8 protein-coding genes and 2 tRNA genes are annotated in these 12,301 nt (G+C 45.1%); 5 read left to right on the top strand and 5 right to left on the bottom strand.

Features of this window, described 5'->3' with window-relative positions; translation table 11 throughout:
- Positions 1 to 51: 51 nt before the first annotated feature.
- The 3 genes from JMX07_RS09625 to rsmH form a co-directional block, all read right to left on the bottom strand.
- The gene (locus tag JMX07_RS09625) at positions 52 to 2,142 is read right to left on the bottom strand and encodes a peptidoglycan D,D-transpeptidase FtsI family protein (protein WP_201607670.1); all 2,091 of its coding nucleotides are present in this window, start codon (positions 2,140 to 2,142) and stop codon (positions 52 to 54) included.
- A complete protein-coding gene (locus tag JMX07_RS09620; RefSeq protein ID WP_201607668.1) occupies positions 2,139 to 2,621 on the bottom strand; it encodes a cell division protein FtsL in 483 nt (160 codons plus the stop codon). The genes JMX07_RS09625 and JMX07_RS09620 overlap by 4 nt, the downstream gene beginning before the upstream one ends.
- Before the next feature lie 429 nt (positions 2,622 to 3,050).
- Complete coding sequence (gene rsmH, locus JMX07_RS09615; RefSeq protein WP_227684769.1) at positions 3,051 to 4,052, bottom strand: 16S rRNA (cytosine(1402)-N(4))-methyltransferase RsmH; 1,002 nt, start codon at positions 4,050 to 4,052, stop codon at positions 3,051 to 3,053.
- Between the two features lie 400 nt (positions 4,053 to 4,452).
- On the opposite strand from rsmH, the gene gltX reads away from it, so the two are divergent.
- The 5 genes from gltX (at position 4,453) to JMX07_RS09590 (ending at position 7,869) form a co-directional block, all read left to right on the top strand.
- Positions 4,453 to 5,976: a glutamate--tRNA ligase gene (gene gltX / locus JMX07_RS09610; RefSeq protein WP_201607664.1), complete on the top strand. Its 1,524-nt coding sequence runs from the start codon at positions 4,453 to 4,455 to the stop codon at positions 5,974 to 5,976.
- A gap of 159 nt (positions 5,977 to 6,135) precedes the next feature.
- Complete coding sequence (locus JMX07_RS09605) at positions 6,136 to 6,501, top strand: hypothetical protein (RefSeq protein ID WP_201607662.1); 366 nt, start codon at positions 6,136 to 6,138, stop codon at positions 6,499 to 6,501.
- Positions 6,502 to 6,623: 122 nt separating this feature from the next.
- Positions 6,624 to 6,699, top strand: a tRNA-Ala gene (locus JMX07_RS09600).
- A 148-nt stretch (positions 6,700 to 6,847) separates the two neighbouring features.
- A tRNA-Glu gene (locus tag JMX07_RS09595) sits at positions 6,848 to 6,923 on the top strand.
- Between the two features lie 292 nt (positions 6,924 to 7,215).
- Positions 7,216 to 7,869: a LysE family translocator gene (locus JMX07_RS09590; RefSeq protein WP_201607660.1), complete on the top strand. Its 654-nt coding sequence runs from the start codon at positions 7,216 to 7,218 to the stop codon at positions 7,867 to 7,869.
- A 99-nt stretch (positions 7,870 to 7,968) separates the two neighbouring features.
- On the opposite strand, the gene JMX07_RS09585 is transcribed toward JMX07_RS09590, so the two are convergent.
- Complete coding sequence (locus tag JMX07_RS09585) at positions 7,969 to 10,806, bottom strand: aconitate hydratase (RefSeq protein ID WP_201607658.1); 2,838 nt, start codon at positions 10,804 to 10,806, stop codon at positions 7,969 to 7,971.
- A 296-nt stretch (positions 10,807 to 11,102) separates the two neighbouring features.
- Entirely contained in the window at positions 11,103 to 12,173 is a 1,071-nt protein-coding gene (locus tag JMX07_RS09580) for a DUF3025 domain-containing protein (RefSeq protein WP_201607656.1), read from the bottom strand.
- Positions 12,174 to 12,301 lie beyond the last annotated feature (128 nt).

The raw sequence follows: 12,301 nt of genomic DNA, 5'->3' as shown, positions 1-12,301 counted from the left end.
AGTTAAAACGTGTCAGCTCAGTAGAGCTGGACATTTAAAATAATTGAACGCTTACTGCGCTTCCGTTTTTAGTGGCTTATCCAAAGGCACATTATACAATCGCAATGCTTCTTTCATCACATTATGGAAGACAGGGGCAACCGTTAGACCAGCATAAATCTGACCGCGCGGGTCTTCGATAAGCATCACGCCCACCAGCTTTGGATTGGATGCAGGTGCCATACCAGCAAAGACGTTACGATACTGGTCGGTATAATAACCACCATCTGGATTGATACGGCGTGACGTACCTGTCTTACCTGCCACCCGATATCCATCGATGGCAGCAGCTTTCGCCGTACCACCGGGCTCAGTTACGCTCTCAAGCATCTGTACAATCGACATTGCTTGCTCATGCGCCATAATGCGTTTGCTTGGCTGCGACTTGTCATCTTTAATTAAAGTTAATGGATGCATGACTCCACCTGCTGCTAGGGCTGAATACGCCTGTGCAACCTGTGCTAATGTCACTTGTAGACCATAACCATAACTAACCGTTGCACGGCGCGAGGTTTCTTTTTCTTTTGGCGTGACGATTAAACCACTGCCCTCACCTGGGAACTGCAAAGGTGTTTTTGAGCCAAAGCCAAACTGTCGTTGCATATTACTAATAGCATCGGCTGGCAGTGATAGCGCAATCTTGGTGGAGGCAACGTTACTAGATTTCTGTAGTAGCGTGGCCATGTTAATCATGCCCAAATTATTATGATCTCGAATGGTATAGCCGCGTACACGAATCGAACCAGGATTGGTATCAATCAAAGTTGTTGGCGTATATTTACCCGAGTCTAGCGCTGCCGCCACGGTAAACGGTTTCATCACCGAACCTGGCTCAAACACATCTAACAGTGCGCGGTTACGCTGGTTTTCACCCGTCATCTCATTGAGGTTGTTCGAGTTAAACGACGGCCATGTTGATAGTGCTAATACTTCACCAGTTTGTACGTCAACGATCATACCCGTTGACCAACGTGCTTTTTGCAAACGCCCAGCCTTTTCTAGCTCTTTATATAGCAAATACTGTAAGCGTGAATCAATCGTCAACGCCACATCTTTGCCAGGTACTTCTGGCTCGATCTGCTTAATTTCTTTTAGGCTGTTTTGTTTGGCGTCTTTTAGAACTAAAACTTTTCCATCATCACCTGCCAGATCTTTTTCGTACTGACGCTCAATACCAGCACGGCCTTCGTAACCGCCTTCAGGATCTTTGGCGTTTTGACCCATAAAGCCCAGCAGCTGCGCATTAGACTGTGGCTGCGGATAATAACGCTGAAAGAAATTCTTTTCGTAGACGCCAGGGAAATCAAGCGAACTGACGCTTTGGGCAATCTCAGGTGTGACCTTATTAAGCAGTGGCAAATAGTGCGATCCTGCGCCAGATGGCAAAGCAGCTTTTACGGCTTTCTCATCGGTCACATCGATACTGTCATTAATAGCCGTGACTTTTTTCAACTCATCGACCGAGATATTGGCAGCAGCGGCTAGCTTTGTCAGATCCATATTATCTAGACGCTTTTGCATACGCGCCTGTAATTGTGGACTGCTAGGATTGGTAATGATAATGCGCTTTAGCTCGTAATATTCACGAGAATAATCATGCGGACTAAACGAAACTGTCGCGAGCGGCGCACTGACTGCAAGCGGTAGATTATTACGATCGGTAATCATACCGCGATAAGACTTTTGGGTACGCTCACTGGTAATGAGCTCATTGCCTTTGTCTTGATAGAACTGTGCGTTGGCAACCTGAATATAATAGGCGCGGCTAATCAGTAGCGCTAATATGATCAGCGCTAGACCCCAGACCATACGAAAACGGTTTTTGTCTTGTTCAAAACCGCCAAGAGCAGAAGCACCTGACGCTTTGCTCGAAAAAACCATTTTGCTTTTGCGGTTTTTTACACTGGTATAAGCGCCTTGGGTATCGCTTTTTTTGATGCGACCAAACAATTTGGCCTTACGATTACTTGCAGCTTTATCAGGCTTACTACTCGTCTGACCAGATTTAGCCGCACTGGCTCGGCGTAGAGGTTTGGTTACCTTGCCGCTGGCTGGTTTTTTGCTAGTATTTTTTGCGGTGGATTTAGGCTTTTTTTCACTCATTGTCCTACCTCCGTCGCTGGTTCTTCAGGAGAGATGTCGGTAGAGGCACGTGGCCCAATCACGTCAGTCAAATCTTCATCTGAGTCTTCCGTAACCACTGGCACCAATGCAGTAGCGACACCAGGCTGGATAATCAGCTTATCCTTTAATGTTGGTGAATACATGCCCAATTCAGCAACCGCTCGACTGGCAATCTGCGGAGTGGCGCTAAAGGTTTGCTGCTCAATCAATAGACGCTGATGCTCTACTTGTAGCTTACGTTCTTGTTTTTTCATGTCTTGCAAGGTTTTGTAGTCCTGATGATACTGCTGAACTTCTTCGGCAGTTTTGATACCACTCCATACAATCGTGGCTGCCAATAGCAGTAGGACGACCACATAAATGCTCACCACATTAAACCGGCGCACGAACAGCTCGCCGACATCGGTATTATAAAGTGTAGCAGTGCGGCGATTCGCAGGTTTGTCAGATATTGCCATGACGATCTCAAAAAGGTGAACGTAAACGATAGAGTAGATAACGGATTGCGAAAGATGAACGTGTCATTATTCGGTCATACCATCGATAAATATAAAACCAAAGACACTTATAAGTGTAAAAACCACACTTAAAAAACGAACGTAAAAAACACATCCAATAGCCAATTTACTCAGGAGCCATAAATCATCACAACTCATGGCTATCAATATGTCATACCACAACCAAACACGTTGAATGGCTATACTATATAAAACCATTCAACTATTAAGCAGATAAAAACCAACTGCTGAGCCTAACAGACAATATTTACAGATTTTTAACAGTGGCGTAGCCATTAGGACATTTGCGCATCATTTAGACAAACATTAGCAACCTCAGGCAACTCACTAATCATATTCGACTATGACTTGTGGCGTCGTGATGTTCTTCTATAACCCTGTTGTCTGCTCATAAGCTGTGTCAGTACGCGTTGCCATACGCAACCATGCGCTACGCGCGCGCGGGTTTTGACTAGTCTCAGCTTTGCTTGGGCCAACACGTTTTGGCTTGCTAAAATAGCGTGGACGATTCGGCGGCATTGGCAGGTTTTCGTCTTCTGGATACTGCCCTTTGCTATGTCGCTGCAAAAACTGCTTGATACGGCGATCTTCTAATGAGTGAAAACTAATGACCGCTAGCTGCCCACCTGACCTTAAGATAGGAATGCTTTGCGCTAAAAAGTCATCAACATCGCCCAGCTCATTATTAATAAAAATACGCATGGCTTGAAAGCTTTGCGTCGCTGGATGTTTACCGCGTTGCCAGTTAGGATGCGCTACTTTGATCACTTCTGCCAATTCAAGCGTAGACTCATAGCTCTCCATCTGTTTGATAGCGCGGGCAATACGGCGACTATGACGCTCTTCGCCAAACTCATAAAGCACATTGGCCAACGTTTCATCATCGACTTTCTCAAGCCATTCGGCAACTGACTGGCCACGGCTGGTGTCCATACGCATGTCTACTGCCCCGTCGCGCATAAAACTAAAGCCGCGACTACCATCATCAATCTGCGGTGATGAAATACCCAAATCTGCCATTAAGCCATCAACTTCACTGATACCCATAGCAGCCAGACTGTCGGTCAACGTCGCAAAACTATCGTGAACCACACGCACGCGGCTGTCTTTGCTTGCCAGCTCTTGCGCCACACTAATGGCTGTCGGATCTTTGTCAAAGACAATCAGTGTGGCGTCATCGGCAAGTTGACTTAATAGCAGTCGGCTATGGCCACCACGGCCAAAAGTTGCATCAACGTAGATACCACTTATATTTAAGCTATTTTGGTCACCTTCTGTTTGCTTGGGCAAGGATTTTACGCCGAGCACCGCAGCGACAGTCTCTTGCAGCAGCACCGCATCATGGACAAAACTCAATTCATCAGACGTGATATCGCCCTCATGACGGGCGTGAGTAACATCCAGATCGACATCTTGCGTAGACGCATCCTTTATAACAGAAGGATTGGACACTGACTCAGAGAGATCAGCGGCGGCAGAAGGACTGGCTTTCGATTTTGGCTTAGACTTTGATAGGGACACAAACAACTCAATAGATGACGACCGTACTGGCCAGTAATTAGATGAAAATAAACAAGTTATGACTTGCTTAGCATTATTATCGCAAGGATACACCTGTAGTCAAGCACTAGAAGGGCTTTTCATTAAAAATATCACATGTCTCTGTTATACTAGCGCTATATTTTACGCTATTTCTTAACATCGACTTCATATCTTTCATCGCTATTTATACTAATAGCTTATATCGATAGCAAACTTTGAGACTTTTACCATGCAAACCTCTACTGACAGCACGCGCCCTGTGCGCACGCGTATCGCCCCATCGCCAACTGGCTTCCCACACGTAGGCACTGCCTATATTGCCCTGTTTAACTTGGCCTTTGCCAAAGCTCACGGCGGCGAATTCATCTTACGTATCGAAGACACTGATCAAACTCGCTCGACTGAGCAATCAGAACAAATGATTTTGGACGCCTTACGCTGGGTTGGTCTGGATTGGAGCGAGGGCCCAGATATTGGTGGCCCACACGCCCCTTATCGTCAGAGCGAGCGTAGCGATATCTACAAAAAGCACGCTGAGATACTCATAGAAAAAGACCATGCGTTCCGCTGTTTTTGTACCAGTGAAGAGTTAGACGCTATGCGTGCTGAGCAAATGGCCAATGGCGAGACCCCACGTTATGATGGTCGCTGTGCTCATCTTGCTCCAGAAAAAACCGAGCAATTGGTAAGCGAGGGCAAACCGCACGTGATTCGTATGCGCGTACCGGCCGAAGGCACTTGTCAGGTACAAGACATGCTACGTGGCACCGTTGAGATTCCTTGGACTCAAGTCGATATGCAAGTACTGCTAAAAACAGACGGCATGCCAACCTATCATCTAGCCAACGTCGTTGATGACCACTTGATGGAAATCACTCATGTGATGCGTGGTGAAGAGTGGTTGAACTCTGCGCCTAAGCATCAACTGCTATATGATTATTTTGGTTGGGAGATGCCGACCCTTTGCCATATGCCGCTCCTACGCAACCCTGATAAGTCAAAGCTGTCTAAGCGTAAAAACCCAACCTCTATCACCTACTATCGTGATGCAGGCGTGCTACCTGAAGCGCTGTTAAACTATCTCGGTCGTATGGGCTACTCAATGCCCAATGATGCTGAGCAGTTTACGCTAGAAGAAATGATTGCCAACTTTGATATTCAGCGTGTGTCGCTTGGTGGCCCTATCTTCGATATCGAAAAGCTAAACTGGCTCAATGCAGAATGGCTACGTGCGCTTAGCCCTGAAGAATTAAAGAATAAAATCCTTGAATGGGCCAGCAACAGTGACAAACTGACCGCGATCGCAGCGGCGATTCAGCCACGTATCGAGCTATTGTCTGATGCGGTTAATTGGGGTGGTTTCTACTTCCAAAACCTACCTGACATCAATGCTGAGAGCTTCACTCATAAATCGCTCACCCCTGAGCAAATTATCGAGATGCTGCAATTAGCGCTTTGGCAATTAGAAGTCTTGCCGACGTGGTCAGAAGAAAACATCTATGCCACGCTAAAAGGCCTTGCTGCTCATCTTGATATTAAGATGCGTGATTTTATGGCGCCGTTCTTTATTGCTATCGCTGGTAGCACCTCATCGACGCCAGTCATGAACTCTATGGCGATTATCGGCGCTGACATGACATTGACTCGCTTGCGTCATGCAGTTGATGTATTAGGCGGCCTCGGTAAAAAGAAACTGAAAAAACTTGAGAAACAAGCGTCAGAACTGCCAGATTTTTTGGCTGCTGCTGAGTAGTTTAGAAGCTGAATAACTTATCTGCTAAACAGTTAACTAGCTAAACTTGTCGAATGTAAAAGGGTCAGGCCATCTCTGGCCCTTTTTTCGTTGTTAATAAGTACAACTACCCTCGTATTATTAAACGTCTTTTATTAAATATTTTAATTGGAAAAAAATATGGCCGCCAAAACCGTCACAATAGAAAGCAAAGATTATGTCTTTAATACCCTAAAAGAAGCACAGAAATACTATGATGGCATTGTAAAGGAGCTTTTTGATGCAACTTTGACCCTGACCAAGGGCCAAGACTTCGAAGATTTAAAATGGATATACAGCACTTACTGCGGTTACACCAAACATAATCTAGATAAATTGGGCGAATATGACATCATCGGCGTCAAAGGCATAAGAACGATCCGAGAAAAAGGCGGTCAATATATACCAACTGAATGCTGTGCGATTATTTTTTCTGATGGTAGCGAAGAAGAGTTTTATACCGATAAAGCCATCAAAGAGATCGCACTTAAGCAAAATCCACGCTAATTTGGGCTTGCTGAGCCTTTAAAATAGGCTAAATCACTTTTTTTTGCATATTTATGAATTATTTTTGAAATAGGTGTTGACAAGACTGTCGCTCTTACATAAAATACGCACACTCTTAGCGAGGGGCTATAGCTCAGTTGGTAGAGCACTTGCATGGCATGCAAGGGGTCAACGGTTCGACTCCGTTTAGCTCCACCATACTTATTTATAGCAACGCTCAGTATTACTGAAACGTAATAATAAATACTCGCTAGTAGGACGATATCAGCACCTAGGCAATGCTTATTTAACAAGCTATCTGATATTGTGAAGTACCGTTGTAACCACTGGTTATAACACTCTATGCGTCCCCATCGTCTAGAGGCCTAGGACACCGCCCTTTCACGGCGGTAACGGGGGTTCGAATCCCCCTGGGGACGCCACTATTCGGCGTCACTTGTTAGCACTTTTGCTTAGCATCAGGTTAGACTAATAAGCGAACAATAAAAAAGCCCAGTCATCATCCGGTGACTGGGCTTTTTTATGTCTGTCGTTTTTCAACATCCTCTATTCTATTGTCGTTAGCTTATTATTAATAGCTGCTAGCTTACTGTTGATAGCACTATTGCCAACCTATCTAATACTCGTTAATATCGATCTGACAGACGTATTGATAAAATACAACCCCATACTAGAAATGATGGGGCTTGGCGTGATTAAAGGGAAGTGATTGCGATGTTTGGTATCGAGAATTATCTGGGGTTTATCTTGGCAGCTATTTTGTTAAACCTAACGCCAGGTACGGATAGCATGTACATCATCACCCGTAGTATTTCACAGGGGCAAACAGCAGGGTTTTATTCTGTTCTTGGCATTACTTCGGGTATTTTGGTACATACGTTATTGGCAGCGCTAGGATTGTCCGTATTACTTACCAACTCCCCTACCGCTTTTATGATTGTTAAATATATTGGAGCCAGCTATTTGTGTTATTTAGGCTTTAAGATGCTGACGAGCAAAAACTCTAACCTGATTGCAAGCAATTTATCCAAAGATCAGAACGTGACTAGCCGAAAGGCTGTAGATGGTTGGCAAATATATAAGCAAGGTGTATTGACCAATACTTTTAACCCAAAAGTCGCTTTATTCTTCTTGGCGTTCTTCCCTCAGTTTATCGACGCTAGTTATGCTTATGGCATGCTGTCATTTTTGATGTTAGGGCTGACTTTTGCCACCACAGGCTTTATATGGTGCTTGAGTTTGGCGCTGCTGGCGTCAAAGTTCAGCAAAAAACTAAGAGAGAATCCAAAAATTGAATCCATGATGAATAAAATAAGTGGTGTCGTATTTATGGGGCTAGGAATTAAGCTGTTGACTGAGAAGGGTTAAAGAGTAGTGTAACAAGAGAAAAAACGTCTTCCATAAAAAAGCCCAATCCCCTGCAAAGTAGGGGATTGGGCTTTTTGCCATATAAAGCTTAACTAACTACTAGCCAGCTTCTTTGCTCTCAGCAGCCAATTGACGTAGTACATAGTGCAATACGCCACCATGACGCACATATTCGCGCTCTTTTGGCGTTTGTAGACCGACATTTACCTCAAAGGTTTCTGCCGAACCATCAGCACGTGTAGCCGTAACCGTGGCCGTTTTACTCTCACCATTGTCCAGACCTGTGATGCTCAGCACTTCAGAACCATCTAGTTTGTAGGTTTCTGCATTTTGACCATCTTTAAACGTCAATGGCAGTACACCCATACCGACGAGGTTTGAACGGTGAATACGCTCAAACGAGCTGGTCAATACTGCTTTTACGCCTAGCAGGATTGTACCTTTAGCTGCCCAGTCACGGCTAGAGCCAGAACCATACTCTGCCCCACCAAGTACGACGAGCGGACGCTTATCTTCTTTATACTTCATCGCTGCGTTATAGATAGGCATTTCTTCGCCATCTTGTAACATAGCGCTGTCATCTTTGAAGTAATAGGTATAACCGCCTTCTTTACCGCCCATCATGGTGTTTTTGATACGGATGTTGGCAAAGGTACCACGAGTCATGACTGCATCGTTACCACGGCGCGAGCCATAGCTATTGAAGTCTGCTTCCATCACACCGCGCTCTTGCAAGTACTTACCTGCTGGTGAGTCCGGATCGATATTACCTGCTGGTGAGATATGATCAGTGGTGATTGAATCACCAAATAGACCTAGAATACGCGCGCCTTCGATATCAGGGATACCTTCTGGTTCCATGGTCATACCATCAAAGAACGGTGGGTTTTTGATATACGTTGACCCTTCATCCCATGGATATAGTTGGCTATCCGCTGAACTAATTGCGTTCCACGCTGCACTACCGTCGAACACTTCGCCGTAGTTTTTGCGGAACATATCAGCATCGATATTGTTGGCAATCAGCTCGTTAATTTCTTCCGAAGTCGGCCAGATGTCTTTTAGGAATACATCATTGCCATCTTGATCCTGTCCGAGCGGATGAGTCGTCAAGTCAATATCAACAGTACCTGCCAATGCATAGGCAACGACCAATGGTGGTGAGGCTAAGTAACTGGCTTTGACATGCGAGTGAATACGACCTTCAAAGTTACGGTTACCAGACAGTACCGCTGCTGCGACTAAGTCGTTTTCTTCAATGCCTTTTTCGATCTCTTCTGATAATGGCCCTGAGTTACCGATACACGTGGTACACCCATAACCTACTAAATAGAAGCCCGTTTTTTCTAGCTCATCCATCAGATGAGTTTTCTCAAGATAGTCGGTGACCACTTTAGAACCCGGTGCAAGCGATGTCTTAACCCAAGGCTTGGCTTTAAGACCTTTGGCAACAGCTTTTTTGGCCACTAGACCTGCACCAATCATTACTGCTGGATTGGAAGTATTGGTACAAGAAGTAATAGCAGCAATAACTACCGACCCGTCTCGTAACTTGTGTTGTTTGTCATTGATGCTGACATTTGAGAAGACATTGTTTGCTGGCGCATAACCTGCATTATCATCACTAGTATCAACTTCGATATTCGGCTCAGCCGCCAAGTGTTCAGCTTGCTCTTGCTCGCCGCCTTCTTGATCAAAGCGTACTTTGCCTTCTACTTCTGACTTGCGATCTTTGGTCATTTTTTCTAGCGTTTCACCAAACTTCTCATGCATATCAGACAAATTGATACGCTGCTGTGGCAAGTTCGGACCAGCAAGTGCTGGCTGTACTGAAGACAGATCCAACTCTAATTTACTTGAATAAGTTGCCGCAGGTGTATCGGCATCGTGCCATAATCCTTGCGCTTTAGCATACTTTTCAACCAGCTCAATCTGCTCTTCATCACGACCTGATAGACGCAGGTAATCAATCGCCATTTGGTCAATTGGGAAAATACCACAAGTCGCACCATACTCTGGTGACATATTGGCAATGGTGGCGCGATCCGCTAGCGGCATACTATGTAAGCCTTCGCCATAAAATTCGACGAACTTACCTACCACACCGTGTGCACGCAGCATTTCAACCACACGTAGTACCAAATCGGTTGCCGTGACGCCTTCAGTTAGCTTGCCTTTTAGCTCAAAGCCGACCACTTGTGGAATCAGCATTGATGACGGTTGGCCTAGCATCGCAGCTTCAGCTTCGATACCGCCCACACCCCAACCAAGCACGCCAATACCATTAATCATCGTAGTATGGCTATCTGTACCAAATACTGTATCTGGATAAGCTGTCAGCTCGCCATCGACGTCTGCTGCCATCACGACACGGGCTAGATACTCAAGGTTGACCTGATGCACGATACCTGTCGCTGGTGGCACCACGACGAAGTTTTCAAAGGCTTGCTTGCCCCAATGCAAAAATTCATAGCGCTCATTGTTACGCTTAAATTCAATTTTTTCGTTCAAATCTAGCGCATCTTCGCGGCCATAAGCATCAACCTGTACAGAGTGATCGACGACCAGCTCACTAGGGATAAATGGGTTAATCTGTTCCGCTTTGCCGCCAAGCTCGACCACTGCATCACGCATCGCAGCCAAATCAACGACTGAAGGCACACCAGTGAAATCCTGCAACACCACGCGCGCTGGCATAAAGGCGATTTCTTTTGACGCCTCAGCGCCTGCATCCCAATTGGCAACCGCTTCGATATGGTTTTTGCCGACTGACTGACCACCGTCTTCGTTACGCAATAGATTCTCTAACACGACCTTCATACAAAATGGTAGCGTTTTGATATGCTCGTAAGTTTCGGTAAGTTTGGGCAGGCTGTAGTAGGCATGTTCCTTGCCCGCAACTGAAAGGGTGTCTTTTACATTAAAAATATCACTCATGATAGCTTCCTTATCGTTGTTATAGATCCTAGACATAAATTATTATAAGTTTATGTATAACGGGTGGCTCAATAGATGATCGATATATCTTTAATCAGCAAAGCAGTTTAATAAAACTGTCTGATGTGACTCTGTGTTAACAAAAGAGATAACCATCTCTTTCCTGTTTAACAGAAACGTCCTTTTACCATAACAAACATATGAGTCTTTGTTAACGTCTGGACGTTGTCAAATCGTGGCACAATCGTAAACGTAACAAAGGTTTGGCTAACCAATCCTAAGTGACTCATTCCTATTTATTTCTTATTTTTCTGACGACGTCCACTGCGAAATACATAGCTGTCTTCATAAAAGTCAGTATTGGTATTTTCTGCCCAAAAATGCGGCACGCCTAAAATAGGAAGCGGCGCAAGCTGGCGCGGTGTCACGTCATCCTTTGACAGTAATGTGTCCATGTATTCGGCAACCTTGTCATCCAAATAGCTCATACGTCCAGCTAACGATAAGGTAAAGAATTCTTGTGCAACATGAATGATAATGCTGTGAGCGCATAGAGGTTTGCGTGGGTGTACCAACTGCTCAAGCAATGCATGGCCAAAGATATAAACTGCGGCTTGAGCACTGTCATCAGGCTGGGTTGGGTTGTCCCATTTAGCACGTGGTTTCACCAAACTTGCCTGCCAGTCAAAATTGACTAATGCCTCACCGATACTAGCATCAGAAGTCACTAGCACTGCGCCATTCTCATCAAACACAGTAATAGTGTCGCGCACATGCCCTCGATGCTCGCTGATGCCTTGTTTGGCGATTTCCAGCATGTGGTAATAATTCAGCACCGCTTTGGTCTTGGGAAACGTCAGCCAGATACTGCCGTTAAATAAGTCATGCAAGTTATCACGCGTTGGGATATTGCCAGTTGTGCCGATGAAATGCTCATAGGCTTCCCCTTCAGGCAGTGCATTTTGAGAGACGAACTGTAGCTTCTGAGATTTGTGGTCATGAGTAGGTTTGGTATGCGGTAACGGCTGTTGTAAGTGATCAGCCTGCTGCGTCATCGCCGTTTTTAAGACTTTGGCAACCGTGTCAGGCGTATTGATGTCAGAAGCATTTATATCGTGCTTATTTAGACTTTTTGCATCATCCAAACCTTCTGAGTCATTCGAACCATCCAAGCTATTTCTCTGTGATTTCGAGCGACTAAGGCGTTCAATCGTGTTGTTGATATAACTCAACTGAGTAATATGCGACAACCAAGGCGCTTGCCAATCAATATCAACAAAGCTGTTATCAAGCTTACCTTCTACTACAGACAGCTGCTTAGTATAAGTAACGGAATTAAGTGTGGCAGGTAAATCACTGGCAGGCATAGAAGCTCTCTCTCTTACAGGCTATCTCTATTAGACGTATGGACGGTCTATGGTATCATGGTGCGCTTTTTTACTGCTAGATACACCGCTCGAAAGGACTTTTTGAGCGCTATGGATGAATGAGTTTT

This window comes from Psychrobacter immobilis (assembly GCF_904846235.1).
Classification (GTDB): Bacteria; Pseudomonadota; Gammaproteobacteria; order Pseudomonadales; family Moraxellaceae; genus Psychrobacter; species Psychrobacter immobilis_C.
Note: the sequence above shows the minus strand (reverse complement) of the source record. Positions and strands in the feature narration are given on the sequence as shown.